Below are 20546 nucleotides of genomic sequence, written 5' to 3' on the forward strand. Positions count from 1 at the left end.
GAAGAGAGCAGTCTTTGTCTTATGTGGGAAAGGCTCTTCATTGAGCAGTCTCTATTTTTTTGGTACAATATAGAAAACGTATTCTATCTGACAGCCCCCAAAAGTACTGACAGATTAGAAGAAGTAAGGGGGAATTGCAATGCCAAAAGGCGCAGGGAAAATGATCGCGCAAAATAAAAAAGCTTATCATGACTTTTCAATAGAAGAAACCTACGAAGCTGGAATTGTCCTGCAGGGAACAGAAATTAAATCAATTAGACAAGGGAAAGTTAATTTGAAAGATTCCTATGCAAGAATTGAAAAAGGGGAAGTTTTTTTAATTGGGATGCACGTCAGTCCATATGAGCAGGGCAACCGCTACAACCATGATCCGCTTCGAGAAAGAAAACTGCTTCTGCATAATAAAGAAATTAGCAAACTAATTGGAGAAACGAAAGAAATTGGCTACTCACTTGTCCCATTAAAGCTTTATTTGAAAAATGGATACGCAAAGGTTTTAATCGGTCTCGCAAAAGGGAAAAAGAAATACGACAAGCGTGAGGATCTGAAAAAGAAAGAAGCCAAACGTGAAGTGGAGCGTGCTTTCAGAGAAAGACAAAAAATGTAATTACAAAAATTTACAATTGAATTTGTAGTTATATATGCTATAATAATAATTGTCAAAGCGAGTGACATTAACAATCTTTAGCTCAGCTACTTGAGTATTCCGGATGTCGTCAGCGTGCAGAATGAGATTCGACGCAGACCTATTACAATGGGGACGCTACGGATTCGACAGGGATAGTTCGAGCTTAGGTTGCGAGTCGAGGGGATCGGCCTCGTTAAAACGTCAAAGCCTATAACTGGCAAACAACAAAACAACTTCGCTTTAGCTGCTTAATAGCGCTTAGCGGTTCGTCCCTCCATTGCCCATGTGGTAGGGTAACGGACTCACTCTAAGTGGGCTACGCCGGATTCCACCGTCTGAGGAAGAAGGAAGAGAACAACCAGACTAGCTGACTGGACGCCTGTCGATAGGCAGAAGGGTTCAGCGAATCATGAATATGTCGACTACACTCGTAGAAGCTTAAGTGCCGATGTTTCTGGACGAGGGTTCGACTCCCTCCGTCTCCACCAAATACATATTTGGTGGTTTTTTATTTTGTGTGATGTGACGTAAAGCATAAGTTTTCCGTTTGGAAAGCTTATGCTTTATTTTTTTTTAGGAAAGTTTATGCTTAATTCTTTAAAACAAAAGGTTAAGTTAGACTGCTCACTTTAAAAACTCTATACATATGGTTATTTTTAAAAAATTAAATAATAGTTAGAAAAATTAACTTATCTTAATTTAAAGCGAAAGCCTTGTAATTCTAAAGTCTTCTTTGATAAATGATCTATTTCAGTTTCTATTTCAAAAAGTTATTTGTAAATAATTATATACAGCATTATTATATTTTTATATTCATTTGGACATCTTAATAATAATCATATGATTTTTGAAAGCGGTGAATATTATGATTCTGTTTAGAAAAGAACGAGGTGATTATGCTTCGGACTCAGACCGACGCGGTGATGATTTATAATTCTGTCTGGGCAAGTAATCAATACGAAGTTTAAGAGCCATGGAGAGTTCCTATGGACATAACTTTATATTACAAAGTTAAATTATAAAACAAACTAAAAAGAAATTGAAAACAGAAAATAGAAAATAGGAGCTATCGTATCATACAACAGTTTCCTTTACGTGACATCCTTTGTACAATTCCTCTTGATTCAAGAACGTGTCGATATTGTTTCATTAGATAGTGCCAGCCTTGATCGGAATGCATTAGTAGCTGGTGGTCTTCTGCTAAGCGTTCGAAAGCTTGATCTAACATTTCTGAAACAAGAGAATACGTTGGTCTAGAGCCAATTGTATACGTAATAATTTCTCCGTTAAACAAGTCTAATACAGAAGGTTTCCTACAGGTTTAAGGGGTTCTCCAGCAAAAAAAAGGGAAAGTGGTAAAACTTTAAGTGCATCTAATTCAAGTGTTGAGGCCGGTGCGGTACTATCTTCAGCAATAATAATTAAAGGGCAATATTGATTCTAGAAAGTTCAATGAGTTAAGGTGAGAGAAGAAGAGTTAAAGGTCAATCAACGAATACAAAACAAAAAATATTATTTAAGTTTAAGCACTTCATGTTAAGTCTATATTTTATAGCACATATAAAAATGAATACGGATAAAACAAAAATTTCAAATTGTTTTATTCGTATTCAAAATTATTGTAAAAATATTAAGCGAACAGAATTGTTTTAAATTTATTTGGAAAATCATTTGAGGGTAAGGATTCACATATTTTATAAACATTTGGATCAAAACCTTCTGTTCCCATATGTGGAAAACAATCTGGCGAAAATACTTTAACAACTTTCATTCTTTGATTAGTAGGATTATCAACAAAAGTTGCATATACATTTACGTTGAATTTCTCAACAAAGTTTTTGACAGAATTAAATAATGGAAACTTGTTATAATGATTTTTATATAAGGAAATCTCAAATTTTTCAGTTGTATCGTTAAGTAAAAAATCATATTCTTTTTTGAAACTATCAATCGATGTGTTATAAAAATTTTGCATAAAAACATTGTCGCTTTTTATTTTGTTACCGATACTTTGATTTTTGCTTGATTCAAAAATCATCATGAATTCATTTACGCATCCTTCAATGGACTTTTCAATATCAAAACTTGCATTACAAGCTATTGAAAAAGCATTATCATGAAACCCAATCGCACAAACTACATATACATCTTCTACTATAGATATATTAAATAATTTAAATTTTTCTAGAGTCTGACTTAATACATTTATGCGATTATACAACTTTGAGGTAGGAAGGTCATTTAATGAAATACTTTTTGGTACTAACCTACTTAACCATAAATAGATTAGTGATTGTCTTTCTATAAACTCTAAGTAACCATTTTCTATGGCATCTTTACTAAACCAGTGAGCTGCATATCCACAAGAATCTGAAAAAGAGTTTTTTAATTCATCTATATTTACATTTCGAAAAATAGGTAAATCAAAGTTTAAAAAAATACTTTTTGCTGGGACCGAAATAATATCGCTATTATATAGACTAAATGCTTTTACTTTTGGATTCTGTGGTTCTTGAGGATCAGTATTAAAACTTTTAATAGAGGCTAATCTTTCTGAATACTCCCCAATGGCAGCTTTCAATATTTTACGTTTCTTTAAACCGTATGAAAACCCTGTGATACCGGAATGCAACGAAGTTGTTCTAATATCACAAACAATTGGATTCCCTAAATATTTATTTTGTCTGATAAAAAACGTTGGTGAAAGTAAGTGATTTATATTAGTGTTTTGTGACATGATAACCTCCTAGATAATTGGGCAATCAGGAACGATACTAAAGTCTTCTTCCTTTAATTTAAGGTATTTTTTATTTATATCCTTATTCAAATCTATATATTTTTTAATTGGGATATGGGTGTATAAACTTTCTGAATAGACTTTAGCAATTATTAAATTATTATCTACAGACTGTAAAAGAATAGATACCTTCAGATCTTTTATCCATTTAGGTAGATTGTTTACGACATAACCCAATTTTTCTTTGGCGGATAAATCAAAATTAGTGTAAATTGTTGAAGATGTTTCTTCCAAATGGATAAAGTCCTCTATATAATTTTGGGTTTCTTCTTCGAATTGAAATGTTAAAGCTATATCATCATACTCCTGGTATTTATTAAAAAAATATACATGCTCATTATATTTTCCTAAAAAATACGCTTCTGATAAAGCTTTGTTAATCGCTTCATCTAAATTAAAACTTGAGCCTACACCGAATTTATATTTTAGTAATGAATATCTGGGATCACATTTTATTATTGCCACAACAATAAACAAAGGGAAGAATGTACTTTGTAAGAATAAATGGATACCAGAGTTTTCAAATAATAAGTAATCTTTATAAATTGATGAAAATTGGTTATGCTTTATTTTTTTAGTGTCTTTTCCATACCAAAGTAAAAAAACACTATTTTTTTCTAATAGTTCACTTACAGCATTAAAGACCGCGATTTTTCCATTCGAATGTGTAGCTGTTCCTGTTGTATCGATATGAGGTGGTGTTTCACGATATTTAGTATATTCAATAGGTAATGTTTGAACTTCTTTTCTTAAAATATCGTATACAATTGATTTCGTTCCGTCACCTTTTAATTCCTTTGCACCCTTCATTAAGGCCCTTCGTTCAATAGATTCTGAAAATGCTTTCTTTACACTAAGACCTTTTTCTTCTGAAACTGCACCGCAATGATAAGGTGCCATATACCCATCTTTATCTACAAATGTACCGATCAAGGATTTTGCTTGATATAGTTTTTTATTGATAAATTTTTTATTTGTAAACCCATATCTATCGCCCTTGGATATTTCAAATATCATTTTTTCTTTCCAAACCATTGGAGCATAACTATTGGTGATAATCTTGGGCTTACACCTATTACTTTCGATAAGGCATTATCGTTAAAGGATGATGAACAATAATCTCCTAACTCTTCCTCTATTGTCTGTAATATAGAAGTTCTAAAGCTTTGAGAAGCTAAACCTACTTCAATAAGCGCATGCCTATATCCTCTATAACCATACTTGGTCACAGCTCTTTTCATATCTACTACATAGGCAATTAGAAAGTCAGAAGCTTTTTTATCTACAAATTTTAGAAATTGCTTTTCTGTTACATCATCTAGCCCTTTTATTCTTAACAGACTACATTCTGCTGGGTCAAATACATAACATCCACTCTGGATTACTTTTTCTCCCATTATTGGTTTAAAAGTAATGAATATTGGAATAACTGGATATAAACCACCAGCTGATGGGTATCTTTTGGTTGGGATTCCTTCAGCGCGACCAAATGATTGATATAAAAGATTAGTTAATAAATCTTGAGATAAATTCCAGGATTCATTAAATTCCCTATGACTGTAAGATGTATCGCGGTGGTTTTTTTCCAGATTAAGTACTATTTTGTCTTCATAATACTCTGGTAAAGCATCTGTATGTTCAATAAGCTTTAACCATTTGAGCATAACCTCATTACAATCCCAATCTTCACCAATTTTCCAAGTTGACCTTTGATGAAATTTTAATACGTCATTAAGTTTTTTTGAGGAAAGAATCTGATCTTCCATATAATTCAGTTCTATATTTTTTTTTATTTCCTTGTAATTTGTCCCGTAGTTAGAATTCGGTTCTATGACATTATTAATTAGAGTTTCATTCATAACAGTCACACATCTCCCAAAATAAAGATGAATCTTCATAAATTTTTAGGTCTTTTAAATTTAAAACAGTACAATTAGTGAACTCTTCAGGATGCATATTTGTTACTTGAAGGTCATTCAAATATCTATGAACTTTATTTAAAAGAAGCCTTACAATATTAACTTTCATTAATCCAGAAAGTGGAGAAGAAATAGCGAATTTTGGATCTTCATCATATAATAAACTAACCATTTGTTGATATGTAATACTGTCACTTTCTTGTGTAAATGATTGTGACATAATATATCCCATATGACAGTTATGGCAAGGAATACCCCAAGTAGGAGAGTATAGGGCATCTATGTAATAATTCCCATTATAAATGTAACTTAAGATAAGCTTTGAATCTTCCTGCTGCTGTCTTTCGTTAATAATTTTTATTTTATCTCTATCGTATGAAGCAAGAAATACTATTAATAACTCATCTTCTTCAGCTTTAGGCATATCCTGAACTTCATATAATTCAATGCTTAAAGCATGTGAATAATCTTCACGTAGGGATTCGAGTAATGATTTTTTAACAATGTCATCATCAGCTATAATTGAGATTTTTTTAATATTCAATGAAACTTCTTTTTTTTCCGTTAAAATGAAATAATTCTTTAAGAACAAAATAACTTCATCAGTATCATCAGAAAAAATATTATTTAATTCATCGTAACTTGTTGTACGCTTCTTTTGTTCCTCCCAAATCTTTAATAAGTTTATTAGCCCGTCGTCAGTTACTTTAACAATACTTTCTTGATTTTGAACTATGGCTGAATTATCTGGAGCATCGTAAAGTAAAAAATTTGCAATATTAAACGTAAGAGGCATTTGAAAGCACATCCTTTTGAATTTTTAATATATTTCATTGATGTTAAATTGCTAAAAAGACATACTATCTGCATTCGATATCAATTTGGATAGCATGTCTTTTTAAAAATAAAGATTGCAAGTCATTTTTTGGAATAAAATATAAAACTAAATTTAGGTCTTACTAATTAAATGCCGACTTTTTTCATTGAAGTTGAACCACAGCCACCACAGGTCACATGACACAAATAGCATGCAATACAGTTTCCACAGCCTGTGCACGCACAGGCACCACCACCTCCAGATCCTGGCTCATTATTGCTTCTAACTTGTTCTTGTGTTAAAGAGCCTATTCCAAATTTACTACTAATGTTTTTTCCAGATAGTTGAACTCTGTTTTTTGCATTAAATGGTTGTACTTCTACTTCTTCACTCATCCAATTTCCCCCTCAAACATAGAATATAGTATAATTTTTCCAAAAAAATAACAGGCAATTCTCATAATAGTAGAATATTTAGATAATTTCAATAGTTTTATTATTATAAAAAAAAAAAATAGAAAAAAATGTCATAAAATTATAACATTTTGATCCTTGACATGAAGTTGAACTTTGAAATCAATCACAAAAGGGGTGTATTATATTTGAGGGTAAAAAGCGATTTAGCGAGACTTTTGATGGGTGTGAATTGGACACTTTTAGTCGATAATGATTAAAAAACTGATGAAATATTGTAGGGTTTACAACATTTATTATAATATTTGCAAAAGTATTGACTTACATTTGTGGCGATAAACAGTTTTAATGTATTATATTGTAAATGTCCTGAAATTAAACGAAAGGAGGTGAGAGAATGCCATTATGGATAGTGTTAGTAGGAATTTGCTCTTTCTTCCTTGGTATGGGAGTTTGTATTGATTATTTCAATAAGAAGAACGGACGAACTTTAAATACCAAAATGTTACGTGAAAACACAAAAGACAATTTAGGTAGCAGCAGCGCATTTATGTAATACCAATATATTTTCTATAATCCTGAAGTAACTTTTATTTAAGTTACATTCAGGATTTTTTTAGTGAAATTTAAAAATCTGTCTATATGTGTTCCTGGACTGAAATCAAAAGTACATAATTGATATTTTTAAAAACTTTTTCCTATGTAAGATTTATTGAGATGTATGAATATTCAAATGATTTATTCTTTACATAATATTGGAAATCAAATACAATTAAAGGAATAGTAGAATAATATTGGAAATACATTGTTTTAAGGCGACATAGAAAAAAGTAATTATACTAGAAATCTGTGGATGAGTTTTAAAAAGTAACTAACTATATTTATCATGAGCCAATCTTGTAGCTGAATAGATAGTTTATACATATTTGCTATAACTTGCACAGGAAAATGTGATTGTGTTTCTTCTGAGGATAATGCACTCAATAAGTTTATAATCAGAAAATTCATATGCAAACAGAAGAGTCGGCCTATTACTTGTTATGTGTAACAATTTAAAGTTATATATTGTTAAACATAACTATGAGGAGGAGAAAGATGAGTAAAGAAAAAAATATAACATTAATCCTTTCCTGTTTTACTCATTAGCGGATAGCTCGGCTGTAGTTCAAACAAGTGAAGGATTAACAACAATTTCAGATGAGAATAAAGAGACTCTTATCTAAATTTGAGGATAACAAAAAAAGGATAATTAGTAATTCAAGGCTAAAACAATATTTGATGATGAAACAGATGAAGTAATAAACTTTTTAAATGCTTTTAAAATCATTGAAGAGAAAAAGGAAATAAGGGTAAATATTGAAGGTATCAATATCTATTCGAATCATGAAAAGGTAAATAAACTTGTTTTTGTAACACTTGAAAATACATATAAAGATATTTAAGTGTTAAAGAATACACAATAGATGACTTTAAAAACCAGTAAAACCAAAAAACTACTTATTGTGTTTCTTAATCCATACGATATGAAAACAGTGGGTTTACTAAGTGAATGGCAAAAGAAAAATCTTGAGTCCATTAAATAGGACGAAGGGAGAATACAAATTGAAGTACTTTGCGACCCTTCTTTTTCTAGTCTTTGGATGTATAGCATGTTCAAACCAAAATGAACTTACCCATAAAGAAAAAGAAATAGATACCCAAAAAGAGAATGATAGATTAATTATAAAAAGTGGAAACATTGAGTATGAACTTCACAATACGAGTATTTTATCAAAAGATCAAACAATGAAATTAACTGATGAAATAATTGATAGTACTGAAATTATTCTAAACACAGTAAAAACCGATTATAAACCTTCTGAAAAAATATATGTATATTTACAAAATGGTCAAGGTATTTCTGCTGGTTTTAGGAATAATATTAAACTTTTCTCTGTTAATGAAGAAAAATATCCTTTAGTTCATGAGCTAACTCATACTTTACTAGGTTACGGTGAAAATTTTAACTCGGTAGCAGGGTATATTACACAAGAAGGATTAGGGGTATATATGCAAACTGAATATGGAAAGCCTAGTTTCCCTAATTATGGTTTATCAGAACATAAGCTAATGAAATATCTTATTAATTCTGATAGAGATATTCCTTTGTTTAAGTTAATTGAAGATGAATACTATAGCGAAATCTTTAGACCTTCAGGTGGTTCGCCACAAGACAATGCTCTTAAATGGCTAAGTTATATTCATGCAGGTTCTTTCGTTAAATATGTAATAGATGAATATGGGAATGAAAAATTCGAAAAAGTTTACAATAAACCGAATTTAACTAAAAAAATTAAAGATACATATGGCATTTCTATAGAAAGGTTAGAAAAAGAATGGATTAATTACATTTTAGAAAGTGAAAGTGATTTAACGACAGAAGATAAAAAGATGATTGATGGTTTTTATTTACTAAGCTCTCATATGAAATCTATTGATGAACAAATTTTCATGAGGTAGAAATTAAAGATTTATAAAATATCATTTCGAGTGTTGCATTTGTTATATGCTCAAAACGTTAAAAGACATATTATTAAATTTACTGTAGGTGTGTAATTTGCTAATAAAAGAATTTGCAAAAAAAAATAAAGGTAAAATTTCTTTTGTTTTATTTTTAGGCATAATATCAACTTTACTATTTCTTTTAATCCCGATTGCTAATAAAAATATTATAGATAATGGAATTCCAAGTAATGAAAAGAGTGTTTTATTATTATCAGTAGGTCTGTTCTTTATATCTCTTATTTCTGCAGAAGTTCTTCAAGCTTTAAAACGAGTGATGGTTACATATTTAGAGAATAGTTATAGCCTTTTTTTGCGTCAAAAGATTCATGTAAAAGTAAGGAATTTAGAAGTACTTAATACATTCTCGAATGGGTCGCTCATTTCTCATCATATTAACGATATTAATTTAATTAAGCAAAAACTACGCAAGTATTTTGATAATATTATTAATTTTATCCAGATAATCTCTATTTTTGTGTTAGTTTCTCTTATTAATATAAAGTTTTTATTCATTGTTATTTTAATAATTCCAATTTATGCTTTGCTGCCAAAAGTTTTAGGTAAGAAAATAACAGAACAATCTTCGATAGTACAAAAGTGTTTAGAACAAATAACTGAGGTATTAAACAATAGCTATAAAATATCTAAAGAAATTAGGATATTTCAAAAGGAAGACTGGGACTATAAGAGGACTGAAAATAAACTTAGAAGTATCATCGCCCCAGTTGTTAAACTCGATATTCTCAATAATCTATTTGTAGTTGGCCAACTTTTATACTCAGTTTTTCTATGTACGCTTTTTTACTTTGCTGCCATTATGGTTCAACAAAATCTTATTTCAATCGGTACGCTTTTTGCACTTACAAGTTATATCGGATTCGTAGCAGGCCCTGTACAGGCCATTGTTTATAATTTTGGAACATTGAAAAGTATTGATGCTTCAGAGGCTAGGATTAATGTTGTTCTCAATAGTAAGGAGAGAATGAAACATAAAGAGAAAAAAATCTTATCAAATGATATAAACATTAAATTTTCAGAAGTGAAATTAAATTTTGGAGAAAAGTTAGTTTTTAAAAATATCTCATTTGAAGTTAGTAATGGGAGCTTTGTTGGTATTATCGGAAAGAGTGGATGTGGAAAAACCAGTATTCTTAACATCATCGCAAAATTATGTAAACAAACAGAAGGCAAAGTTCTTATTAACAATACAGATATTAAATCAATAGGGGATACAGAATATTATGGGTATATAAAATATGTTTTTCAAGAAGGTAATTTTATTGAGGGGTCGTTGCGAGAAAATCTATTCATTGATAGTGATGATATAGCCAAAGAATCATTTGCTAATAAATTAATTGAAGATTTTGAACTTGATTTCTTATCTAATAATTTTGAATTCAAATTGGAGAATGGTGGAGACAATTTATCTGGTGGTCAAAAGCAGAGACTTGCCTTGATAAGAGCTCTTATAAGTGAGCCTCCTATTTTATTATTGGATGAGGTAACCAGCGCACTCGATAGCGAATTGTCTATGAAGGTTCTATCAATTATTAAAGAATTAAGGAAAGAAAAAATTACTATATTTGTAACCCATAGTAGAGAATTATTAAAAAACTCTAATTTGGTTTTTCGAATGGAGAATGGAAACCTAGAAGTTCTATCAACTTTTGAATCTTCATTATTAGCGTATTAATTCATATTCACCTTAGATGAAGAAGGTGTCTTGAAACCCTTGATACTCTAAAGCTTAAATTTATGAAATTAATTCAATTATTTAAAAATAACTTTTTGTCCTGATTTGTGAACAAAATGTCGAAAATTCAGAATGTTAATTCTGCAAAATATGTAGTATTGTAATATATGTACCAACTATACCAAATATTGTAATAAAAGGAGATTTAGTTATGAAAAAAAGAATAATGCTAGTAATAGGACTATGTTTACTTTTTATTAGTACTACTGCTTATGCAGCAAGTGGACTTGTACAAAACACAGCTGCTTTAACTGCTTCATATTCCACTGCGGGTGGTCAGCCTCATTATTTAGTTAATGGAACATCAACAACTGTTGAAAAAAATTTGGCTGCCGGAAATGTAAGAGAAATCAATGCACAACTGTCCCTATATCGAAATGGAGTTGCTTTAAAGAGTGATACTAAATATGAATATAAGACTACAAAAGCAACACAATCATTAACTAATAATGAGTATACAGGGAATATCAATTATAAGGTATACACATATGGGCAAGCAACTTACTCAGATGGGGGATTTAGTCAAGATTCTGACACTCGAACAATTACTGTTAGCACTGTACAATAAAAAACTAGTGGTGCAGTGATTTGAAGAATTTATCATTAAGGGTTTTTGGACCTGAGCTCATGTTTTATATTGTTTGCTAATAATGTTATTACTGAAATAAGTGTTGTGGAATCAAAAATCGATATTACAAACATTACTGCATCATCTAATCAGGTGAAGTGAAGTATTCCGCTTTGACCAGATCTTCAACGTATGCCAGCCGTTGATGTTTTATCTACCATATATTGTAATAATGTGAGAAAAACATGTGAAGCAAAATCCGAAAAAGATAAGAGCACCGTTTCAATTAGTAAAAAAGTGCCTGGTTCTAGGTTTAACGTATCAGGGACATGGGAGATATATAGTAAACACTGGGATAGTTCATCAGACAGCATTCTTACTGTCGACAATGTTTATTTGTTTCCAAATTAAAGGAGGTAATCAAACATGAAAAAAGGTTTAATTTTAACTACAGGTTTAGCTTTATTATTAATAGGTGCAAGTGTTGGGTCTGCAAGTGAGAAAGGATTCTATATTTTTGAAAAACCATCTAATACTGAAGAACAGAAAATACAAGAAGAAATTGATAAAGCTAATGAGCAATTTATATCTGATGTCAATCAAGATATTCAAAGTTCTTTAAAATTGGACTTAGAGGGTTATGAGCAAATAGACGTTGATCTTATATTTGAGGATGAAGAGTACTTGAATCTGGCAAATATAGTCATGAGCATTATGACAGTACAAGAAGAAGGGGATATTATACCTATTGTTTATAAAAATAATAATGATGTTCTGATTCTTGAAAAGAAAGCTGATAGTACAAATTTCGTACACCAATTTAAGTTGAATAATGAAAAAAATGAATGGGAAAAGGTTCAAATTGAAAAAGGTAAAGGAAGAAATATTATTCATCCAATTGAGAGTTTAAATATCCCGCCAACTGAGAGTGAAAAATAATTTCTTTGCTAAATAGAAAAGGGGAGTGAAAATTTTCACTCTCTTTTTTAAATAAGAAATAAAAATTATCTAATGATAAAGTATAGAAAATATTTCATATGTTTGCAATGCTATAATTATTATCAAATCGATTATTTATATAGACAAATTTAACCTTTTTCGGATACCTTGAAATCGATATAAATGAAAGCGAGATTGAGTTAAGGAAGAGGATTGAAAAAATGAAAACAATCAAAGTATGTATCAATTTTCTTTTCTTCAACTTAATGGTGCTTTAATTTAACCGGGGGTGCTGCAGCGACTCTTTTTCTGGTTCAACTAAAGGGGCAGTTTTTTTCAAGAAGACTGATAGGAAATGATAAGGTCTTGTTGTTTTCATTTAATCGAATTATTTCGTGAACCCTGTGTTTCTACATTTGAAAAAACCATGTTAAATGCATTGACTTGTCTCGTCGCCCAAGAGGTAGTTGATTATGGAATTAAAGTAAAAATAAAAAGCTCAAAGCATATTTTTTATGCTTCGAGCTTTTTATTTTGATTAACTAAGATTTAGAAATGATATTTTTAAGTATTTCTAAATCCCTTTTTAATATTAAATTTCAATATTCAATATCATTATTAAAGAAACTTAAGTTAGTTTGATTATTAGATAATGGGCCTTTGACCCAGAGATAAATAGTTGTTAAAGAAATTAAATAATCTCCACTTGAATGTTTTACTGCCTAAACAAACACCGATTAATTTCAGAGAAACGCTGATTATCTTGGATAAATTACCTTGTATTTACAAATATATATAAATAAATGAGGTGTTACAGTTTATGAAGGGTCATTTATTGAATGATAGAAGTGTTTTATACAATATAGAACCTTTTGGAATAGGTACATCAGAAGTAGAGAGCTTTACTAGTTATTTAATGCGAGTAGCATATGAACACAATGTTTCTATTGGTCATTTAATTAATAAATTGGTAGCAGCCTATTTAAATAAGGAATATTTAGAAAGGAGTAGTATTTTTGGGGGGAATCGTTTTTATGAAGGAGCAAAGACGATAAATGGTTATATGGAAAATTCAAAAGATATAGTTGGAGTTATGGAAATGATTACATCTAGAAGTGATTTATCTAACCTTACATTGTCCAGATGGAAGGATTTTATCCCATTAAGGAATCTTTTAAAAGATACCCTTACGTGGTGCCCAGAATGTATTCAAAGTTGGATGCAAAGTGGTCAACATATTTATTATCCGTTAATTTGGTACATCAAAAGTGTAAGGGTTTGTTTAAAACATAGCTGTTTTTTAGTTGAAGTATGTCCAGCTTGTAATAAGAGGGTCGATATATTACGACGACAAATGATAGGTGGATATTGCTCAAATTGTTTTACTTCATTAGCTCAATTTGGAGTAATAGAAAAACTGGATCTAGAAGAATTAAAATGGCAAACGTTTGTTGTACAAAATATAAAGGAATTACTAAAGATAGATATTAGCAACCTTAAAAATCCACGTGATCAAATAATTGATCAGTTGAATTTAGTTTATAGAAAGATTTTTTCGGAAGACATTGTATATTTTTCGAATTATCTCAATACTCCTAAAAGCACTTTGCGATATTGGTTATCAGGGCAGAATTTTCCGTGTATAGAAAATTTAATAAAAATTCTCTTTAAAGTAAACATGAACATTTCAAATGTTTTATTTGAAGTTGAAAAAAATATGATGATTACTCAACCTATTATTTTGGAATACAGGCATGAAAAAATTTATAAGGAAATAAGAAGACCACTAAAATATGACGTAATTGAGGAGAAGTTTAAAGAACTTCTAACTAGTGTACCACCAGTCTCGATGAATATTGCTGCGAAAAAAATTGGACATGACAAGCGTGTTTTATATAAAAATTTCCCCGATTATTGTAAGCAAATTTCAAAGAAATATAATGACTTTGTTAAAGAAAAGTCTAGGCAAAGGATTGAAATGTTAAAAGAAGAAATAAAAAAGTCCTTTATCTCATTAAAAAATGAGGGAATCTATCCTAGCCGAAGGAAAATTGAGGAAAAAGTTAATAAAAGAGGAGTTCTTAAAGAAAAAATTCTGCAAGAGTATTGGAAATACTTATTAAGATCAAGTGGATTTCACGATTAAAATCAAATGGAAAATTAAATGACGGGATGACACATTAAAATTAAATAAAAAAATTTATAAAAAAAATCAAAATAACTATTAACATTCTAGATCAATATGGCTATTATCTCTCGTGAAAAGAAATAAGTAATATAGACAAGAAATGGAGGGATTATTTATGATGAGTCCCGAAGAATTTGAGGGATGGGCTCAAAATCTTAAGTTGACTGATGAGATTAAAAAAGAAATTCAAAGAATTAGACAATCCCCCCCTTCAAGGAGAGTTGGTGGGGGGAGATATAATGTTAGTGGCAGATATAGTAGTAAGAAAATGGGAGTAACAATACAGTTTGAGAGTCACAAGGTTGAATTACCTGCAATTTATATGCTTGAATTTGATGAAAATGTTCTTGAGTATTATGATCAGCCTCCACAACTGAAATTAACATACTACAAAAATAAAAATGGAAGAAAAATGGCGTACTTTTACACTCCTGACTTTTTTGTAATTAAACGAGATAAGGCGTATTGGGTGGAGTGGAAGACTGAAGAAGAACTAATTAAGCGGTCACAAGAAAAACATGATAGATATTTTAAAGATAATGGACAATGGATCTTTGAGCCCGGTAACAATTATGCAAATGAACGAGGTTTAGAGTTTTTGGTTCATTCATCAGGGGATATCAATTGGAAGCTTCAACGAAACCTTACATTTTTAGAAGATTATATTGTAAATGAGTATGTTTCAGAAAATACAAAAGTTTCCCTTATAAAAGAGGTAATATTATCATCACCCGGCTTGTCTCTATTAGAACTCATCCAAAGTGCAGAGGGTCGATATTCTTCCGATGATATATATGCCTTAATAGCTAAAAATATTATATATATGGATTTATATAATTCAATAATAACTGAACCAGAAAATGTAAAGGTCTATTTGAATAAAGAACAAAGCAAGGGTTTTACTATAGTTGAGCATTTAAAAAGACAAGATAGAAAAACAAATAAGATTGAATTGAAAAGTGGAAATAAGATCCTTTGGGGAGAACAGACTTGGACTATTCTGAATTATGATCAAAGCAATAAAAAGGTTTTTTTATATTCCCATATAGATAATAATAATTTAATCCTACCAATTGACATATTTGAGGGGTATATAAGAGAAGGGTATATCAAAGGAATTGATAATGATGATTTAAATGAAGAAAATAATTTGAAAAGCATGATTGCTCAGGCAACTGAATCTGATTTTACTATTGCAAATGAAAGGTACGAGGTAGTAGTTGAAGCTTTAAAGGGGAGAAAATATAAACTCGATAATGTAACCGATAGAACAGTAAGGAACTGGGTTAAAAAATATAGAGATGCAGAAGAGCTATATGGAAATGGTTACGTTGGCTTGTTACCAACTACAAAAAAGAAAGGAAATCGTGAATCTAAGCTTCCAATTGAAACCCTAAATTTAATGAACGAAGTGATATCTGAAAGTTATGAAACGATAAACATGAAAACAGCAAGAGCTGTTTACGGTGAATTACTTGTTAAGTGTGAGGAATTAAATTTATATGAACCATCTTATCCAACTTTTTGTAAAGCAATAAATAAACGTAATATATATGATTTGGAACTAAAGAGAAAGGGAAGACGTGCTGCATATAAATATGTAGAATTTTATGCTGAATTAGAATTCACTACTCCAAGACATGGGGAACGAATATTTGAAACAGCACATATTGATCACACTGAGTTAGATATTGAATTAGATATAAATAAAAAGGAAACTAAAAGACCTTGGTGTACCTTTATGATTGATGCTTTTTCAAGAAGAGTACTTGCATTTTATTTATCTTTTGAAACTCCTTCATATAGAACATGTATGATGGTTATTAGGGAATGTGTAAGGAAGTATAACCGTTTACCAAATTATATAGTGGTTGATGGTGGTAAAGAATTCAAAGGAATATATTTTGAATCACTTCTTGCCTTATATGGTGTTCATAAGAAAGAGAGACCAGCTGCAAAAGCAAGATTTGGTAATGTGGTTGAACGTTTATTTGGTATAGCAAATAAACTGTTCATTCATAATCTTACAGGTAACACACAAATTATGAAAAATGTGCGTCAGGTAACAAAATCAGTAAATCCAAAAAATCACGCTGTTTGGACATTGGATAGTTTGAACGACAGACTTGAAAGTTGGATTATTGAAGTTTACGACAACTTAGAAAATCCATCCCTAAATCAAAGTCCTAAAGAAGCTTTTGAGGAATCAATTGTCATATCCGGTGGCCGTAATAATACTTACATTCCATATGATGAAACTTTTATTTTAATGACCTTACCTTCTGTAACTAGAAGGACACGAAAGGTGCATCCGGGTCAAGGGATAAAGTTAGCATATGGGTATTATTGGAGTGAAACGTTTAGAAATCCAAAGGTTGAAAATTCAATTGTAGAGGTAAGATATGACCCTTTTAATATCGGGATAGCATATGCCTTTATAAATAATGAGTGGGAAAAATGTAAATCCGAGCAATATTTAATTTTTAATGGGAAGACTGAAAAACAACTTAATTTAATAACTGAAGAACTTAGACTAAAGAAGAAACTACGTTCATCAAATAGTTCAATAGCTGCAAAGATAATAGCTAGATTTATCTTGGAATCAGAAGATATTGAAGCAAAACTAGGTCTGGAAAAATATAACCCTATAGATCAGAAACCTGACTTAAAGGTTGTAAACAAGAATCCAGAATATGATCAAAATACTGTGGAAAATATACAATCTAATTCAGAAGATATTGATCAAGAAGAATTAGAGGTTTATGGAGAGTTGCTATTATGAACAAACACGATAGGTTATTTGAAAAGGAACTCTTAACAAAATCAAAAGAGGAACGAAGGGATTTTTTTGATAATTATACTATTTCGCATCCTAAAATGGAGTTAATATTAAAAGATTTAAAAAAGGAGATAAATACAGGAGTATGTAATGTCATTTTAGTGGTTGGACCCTCTGGTGTAGGAAAATCAAGATTGTTTATGCAAACATTAAAATCAGTATATTATGAAATGGAAGAGCAACTTGAGTTAGACAAAAGCATAATACCTATTAGCGGCATAGAATTACCAAATCCAGACCTGGGTAAATTTAATTGGAAAGATTTTTACTATAGAGTTCTTACTGGGTTAAATGAGCCATTAATTGATTTTAAGATAGATGTTCAAAATTACATTAAAGGAAAACAGAACAATAAAGCAAGACCAGTCCATTCCCTGACCGCACCGGAACTAAGAAGATCAATAGAGAATGCCTTTTATTATAGAAAAACGAAGGCACTACTTATTGATGAGGCGCAGCATTTCTTTAAAATAAGTACTGGTCAAGGAATAGAAAGGCAATTTAACTCGATAAAGTCATTAGCTAATATGGCAAATACAAAAATAGTATTATTTGGAACTTATCATTTAAACTCTGTAATAAATTTGGATGGTCAACTTTCTAGAAGGGTTAAGGAAATCAACTTTTCGAGATATGATTACAAAGATAAAAAAGATATTAAAATGTTCCGAAGTGTATTATATACTTTTCAGAAAATGCTGCCGGTTGAAGAAGAACCCAACTTAGTAAATTTCCATGAATACATCTATGAAAACTGTGTAGGTTGTGTTGGGATTCTAAAAAATTGGTTGCAAAGATGTCTTTTATATGCCCTTGAAAATGAAGAGAGTACCATTACTTTTGAAAATTTAGAGAAGAACGCATTGCAAACCCAAAAACTTCTTACTTTAGCAGAAGAGGCTATAAATGGTGAGTCGGACTTTATTGAAAAAGAGGAAGAAAGAGATAAACTGAAATCCTTATTGGGGACTAAAAATAAAGAAAAAAGTGATACAAAGAGAAAAGGGAGCAGTAAACCAGGAATTCGTAATCCTGTACGTAATGTTGTTGGATAAACTTAAATTTAATTTGACCTAATTGGAAATTGAGTGGATGGTTGCTTTAATAATATCTACTCAATTTTTCTTATATTTTGTCTCTTTTAGCTTTTATGATTGTTTATTAAATAAAAAATTTATTATCTAGGGGTATTGGTGTAATGGTTATTGATATTAATAGATTAAGAGATACCGAGAGTGGAATTGATAATTATTTTTCATCAAGGAGTATATTGTACAGTGTAGAGCCAATAGGTGTAGGGACGCCATATGTGGAAGGTCTTGCAAGCTATATATCCAGATTAGCAATTAATCATAATGTGAGCATGTCTGTATTGATTACAGAGGTAATCACTCAAAATATTAATATTGTATATCTTAAAAATGAGCAAAATAAAGGATCAATCCTAAGTGATACAAATAGATTTATTAATGAGAACAGTCTGATTACTTTGGAGTTTACAAATACAATAGCAAAGTTAACTAATAGGAGAGATATTCATTATTTAACGATGATTAATTGGAAGGGGATCTTTAATAATAATATCCGCGAAACTAGTAGGAAATGGTGTCCTTCCTGCCTAAACCAAATGCTTTTCAAATCGGAGGTTGTTTATGAGCCCTTACTTTGGTGTTTAAGTGATATAAAAAAATGTGATATCCATGAAAATAGATTAGAAAATAAATGTCCTAGTTGCAAAAGAGAATTACCCTTTATTCATAGCAGATTAGAAGTAGGACGATGTCAATATTGTAGGGCGTGGTTAGGAGATACAGGTGATTCTAGTGTGAAAGATCCACTTTCAGATAAAGAGAAATTTATCAACTTAAATTATATGCAATTAATTGAAACGGGACCTAGCCTTGAATATTACCCAACTAAAGGTTCCTTTGGTTACAGATTAAATCAGATAAAAACTTCTTTAGGTTTTAAAAGTACAGCTGAGTTTGCTGAGTATTTAGGGTTTCCACAAACAACTGTATGGGGATGGATAAATAATAAATATGTTCCTACTCATGAGAATTTGTTAAAAACCGCTAGAAAACTCAATACTACCATTTACGATATATTTTATAATAAAGAGATTAAAATAAAATTAGATATGAATATATATGGAAATAGGGAAAGAAAGAGAAGCATTCCATTAGGCGAGATCGAATACTTTCTAAAAAACAACATTAATTCTAAAGAACCTAAAAGTCTAATGAGAATTGCAAAAGAAGAGGGATTTTCCGCCGATACTGCTAAGGCTAATTTACCTTTGTTATGTGAGATATTAAGAAATCATTTTGAAACTTATAAAAAGCAACAACAATTAAAGATACAAAAGGAAATAGAAACGAAACTAAATCAGTGTTTGAGAGAGGAAATACCAATTAGTCTTAAGCAATTCTCCATAAAATATGAGGTTACACTAAGATCGGCAAGAAAATATGCCCCAGATCTGTGCAAAAAAGTTGTTTTTAGATATAAGGAACACACCTCCAAGTTGAAAGATGAGAGAGTAAAAAATATTACCAATGAAATTAGACATATAGTTTTTGATTTACATCAAAAAGGCATTAAACCAAGCATATGGAATGTCCAAAAGGAGATGAAAAGTACATGTGTATTCTTGGAAGATGAAGTAAAAGGGGCATTTAAAGAAATTGTTTCATCATTAGGGTATAAGTTTTAATAATACTTATTTAAATTTAAATATACTTTTAAAAATCAAATAAAGGATAAAGATTCCTATTACATAAAAATAAAGCATAAGTTTTCCGAAAAGTATTTAAATATTGATGATTTACTCGATTTAAAAAAATATAAACAAAAACGAAGCTGAAAATATGCTTTGTGATAATCTTGAAGTCATGTGGCTCTAAGCGTGGAAAGCTTATGCTTTATTCAATGGAAAAGTTATAGTTTACGTCACATGTGTTGTGACGTAAAGCATAAGTTTTCCGTTTGGAAAGCTTATGCTTTATTTTTTTTTAGGAAATTTTATGCTTTATTGGTATTATCAACAGAACACAAATTTACAATGTTAAGGTCTCAAACTAGCATTAGCTTACCTTTTTATTGTCAAAAATTTCTATTTAGTTTCAACAGTATTATTAT

General features: G+C 30.3%; 16 protein-coding genes, 1 other RNA gene and 1 pseudogene. 12 read left to right on the plus strand and 6 right to left on the minus strand.

Annotated elements, in window-relative coordinates:
• Positions 1 to 139: 139 nt before the first annotated feature.
• Together smpB and ssrA are read left to right on the plus strand one after the other, a co-directional pair.
• Positions 140 to 607, plus strand: coding sequence for an SsrA-binding protein SmpB (smpB, locus tag FI644_RS12790; protein WP_053477637.1), 468 nt, complete (start codon positions 140 to 142; stop codon positions 605 to 607).
• Between the two features lie 149 nt (positions 608 to 756).
• Positions 757 to 1116: a transfer-messenger RNA gene (gene ssrA / locus FI644_RS12795) on the plus strand.
• Positions 1117 to 1709: 593 nt separating this feature from the next.
• Here ssrA and FI644_RS12800 read toward each other — a convergent pair.
• From FI644_RS12800 to FI644_RS12825, 6 genes and pseudogenes are all read right to left on the minus strand, one after another.
• Positions 1710 to 1931, minus strand: a pseudogene (locus FI644_RS12800) (DDE-type integrase/transposase/recombinase); the annotation flags it as partial.
• 327 nt (positions 1932 to 2258) lie between these two features.
• Positions 2259 to 3365, minus strand: coding sequence for a YcaO-like family protein (locus FI644_RS12805; RefSeq protein ID WP_142108447.1), 1107 nt, complete (start codon positions 3363 to 3365; stop codon positions 2259 to 2261).
• Between the two features lie 9 nt (positions 3366 to 3374).
• On the minus strand, positions 3375 to 4460 hold the full coding sequence (locus tag FI644_RS12810) for a YcaO-like family protein (protein ID WP_142108448.1): 1086 nt from the start codon (positions 4458 to 4460) through the stop codon (positions 3375 to 3377).
• Positions 4439 to 5284: a nitroreductase family protein gene (locus FI644_RS12815; RefSeq protein WP_142108449.1), complete on the minus strand. Its 846-nt coding sequence runs from the start codon at positions 5282 to 5284 to the stop codon at positions 4439 to 4441. Before FI644_RS12815 ends, FI644_RS12810 begins: the two co-directional genes overlap by 22 nt.
• Positions 5277 to 6140 (minus strand): McbB family protein, encoded by an 864-nt coding sequence (locus FI644_RS12820; RefSeq protein WP_181758197.1) that lies wholly within the window; start codon positions 6138 to 6140, stop codon positions 5277 to 5279. The genes FI644_RS12815 and FI644_RS12820 overlap by 8 nt, the downstream gene beginning before the upstream one ends.
• Positions 6141 to 6307: 167 nt before the next feature.
• The gene (locus FI644_RS12825; protein ID WP_142108451.1) at positions 6308 to 6556 is read right to left on the minus strand and encodes a hypothetical protein; all 249 of its coding nucleotides are present in this window, start codon (positions 6554 to 6556) and stop codon (positions 6308 to 6310) included.
• A gap of 415 nt (positions 6557 to 6971) precedes the next feature.
• On the opposite strand from FI644_RS12825, the gene FI644_RS26315 reads away from it, so the two are divergent.
• From FI644_RS26315 to FI644_RS12865, 10 genes are all read left to right on the plus strand, one after another.
• The gene (locus FI644_RS26315; RefSeq protein WP_181758198.1) at positions 6972 to 7130 is read left to right on the plus strand and encodes a hypothetical protein; all 159 of its coding nucleotides are present in this window, start codon (positions 6972 to 6974) and stop codon (positions 7128 to 7130) included.
• 769 nt (positions 7131 to 7899) lie between these two features.
• Positions 7900 to 8016, plus strand: coding sequence for a hypothetical protein (locus tag FI644_RS27545; RefSeq protein ID WP_501162002.1), 117 nt, complete (start codon positions 7900 to 7902; stop codon positions 8014 to 8016).
• Between the two features lie 160 nt (positions 8017 to 8176).
• Positions 8177 to 9073 carry a gluzincin family metallopeptidase gene (locus FI644_RS12830; protein WP_142108452.1) on the plus strand — a complete coding sequence of 299 codons (897 nt, stop codon included), beginning with the start codon at positions 8177 to 8179 and terminating at the stop codon, positions 9071 to 9073.
• Positions 9074 to 9170: 97 nt separating this feature from the next.
• Entirely contained in the window at positions 9171 to 10811 is a 1641-nt protein-coding gene (locus FI644_RS12835) for an ABC transporter ATP-binding protein (protein ID WP_181758199.1), read from the plus strand.
• A gap of 211 nt (positions 10812 to 11022) precedes the next feature.
• A complete protein-coding gene (locus FI644_RS12840; RefSeq protein WP_142108454.1) occupies positions 11023 to 11439 on the plus strand; it encodes a hypothetical protein in 417 nt (138 codons plus the stop codon).
• Between the two features lie 426 nt (positions 11440 to 11865).
• Positions 11866 to 12378 (plus strand): hypothetical protein, encoded by a 513-nt coding sequence (locus FI644_RS12845; protein ID WP_142108455.1) that lies wholly within the window; start codon positions 11866 to 11868, stop codon positions 12376 to 12378.
• Between the two features lie 820 nt (positions 12379 to 13198).
• Positions 13199 to 14524, plus strand: coding sequence for a TniQ family protein (locus tag FI644_RS12850; RefSeq protein ID WP_142108456.1), 1326 nt, complete (start codon positions 13199 to 13201; stop codon positions 14522 to 14524).
• A gap of 157 nt (positions 14525 to 14681) precedes the next feature.
• Positions 14682 to 17348: a TnsB C-terminal domain-containing protein gene (locus FI644_RS12855; RefSeq protein ID WP_142108457.1), complete on the plus strand. Its 2667-nt coding sequence runs from the start codon at positions 14682 to 14684 to the stop codon at positions 17346 to 17348.
• Positions 17345 to 18460: an AAA family ATPase gene (locus FI644_RS12860; RefSeq protein WP_142108458.1), complete on the plus strand. Its 1116-nt coding sequence runs from the start codon at positions 17345 to 17347 to the stop codon at positions 18458 to 18460. Before FI644_RS12855 ends, FI644_RS12860 begins: the two co-directional genes overlap by 4 nt.
• A gap of 143 nt (positions 18461 to 18603) precedes the next feature.
• Positions 18604 to 20121 (plus strand): TniQ family protein, encoded by a 1518-nt coding sequence (locus FI644_RS12865; RefSeq protein ID WP_142108459.1) that lies wholly within the window; start codon positions 18604 to 18606, stop codon positions 20119 to 20121.
• Positions 20122 to 20546: the final 425 nt, after the last annotated feature.

The sequence above is a fragment of the Cytobacillus solani genome (genome assembly GCF_006704205.1).
In the GTDB taxonomy this organism is placed as follows: Bacteria; Bacillota; Bacilli; order Bacillales; family Cytobacillaceae; genus Cytobacillus; species Cytobacillus solani.

Coding starts and splice junctions, on each gene's coding strand:
- FI644_RS12840 (WP_142108454.1), top strand. CDS start 11,023: ATGAAAAAAAGAATAATGCTAGTAATAGGACTATGTTTACTTTTTATT.
- FI644_RS12825 (WP_142108451.1), bottom strand. CDS start 6,556: ATGAGTGAAGAAGTAGAAGTACAACCATTTAATGCAAAAAACAGAGTT.
- FI644_RS12865 (WP_142108459.1), top strand. CDS start 18,604: ATGGTTATTGATATTAATAGATTAAGAGATACCGAGAGTGGAATTGAT.
- FI644_RS12815 (WP_142108449.1), bottom strand. CDS start 5,284: ATGAATGAAACTCTAATTAATAATGTCATAGAACCGAATTCTAACTAC.
- FI644_RS26315 (WP_181758198.1), top strand. CDS start 6,972: ATGCCATTATGGATAGTGTTAGTAGGAATTTGCTCTTTCTTCCTTGGT.
- FI644_RS12845 (WP_142108455.1), top strand. CDS start 11,866: ATGAAAAAAGGTTTAATTTTAACTACAGGTTTAGCTTTATTATTAATA.
- FI644_RS12855 (WP_142108457.1), top strand. CDS start 14,682: ATGATGAGTCCCGAAGAATTTGAGGGATGGGCTCAAAATCTTAAGTTG.
- smpB (WP_053477637.1), top strand. CDS start 140: ATGCCAAAAGGCGCAGGGAAAATGATCGCGCAAAATAAAAAAGCTTAT.
- FI644_RS12810 (WP_142108448.1), bottom strand. CDS start 4,460: ATGGTTTGGAAAGAAAAAATGATATTTGAAATATCCAAGGGCGATAGA.
- FI644_RS12860 (WP_142108458.1), top strand. CDS start 17,345: ATGAACAAACACGATAGGTTATTTGAAAAGGAACTCTTAACAAAATCA.
- FI644_RS12850 (WP_142108456.1), top strand. CDS start 13,199: ATGAAGGGTCATTTATTGAATGATAGAAGTGTTTTATACAATATAGAA.
- FI644_RS12805 (WP_142108447.1), bottom strand. CDS start 3,365: ATGTCACAAAACACTAATATAAATCACTTACTTTCACCAACGTTTTTT.
- FI644_RS12820 (WP_181758197.1), bottom strand. CDS start 6,140: ATGCCTCTTACGTTTAATATTGCAAATTTTTTACTTTACGATGCTCCA.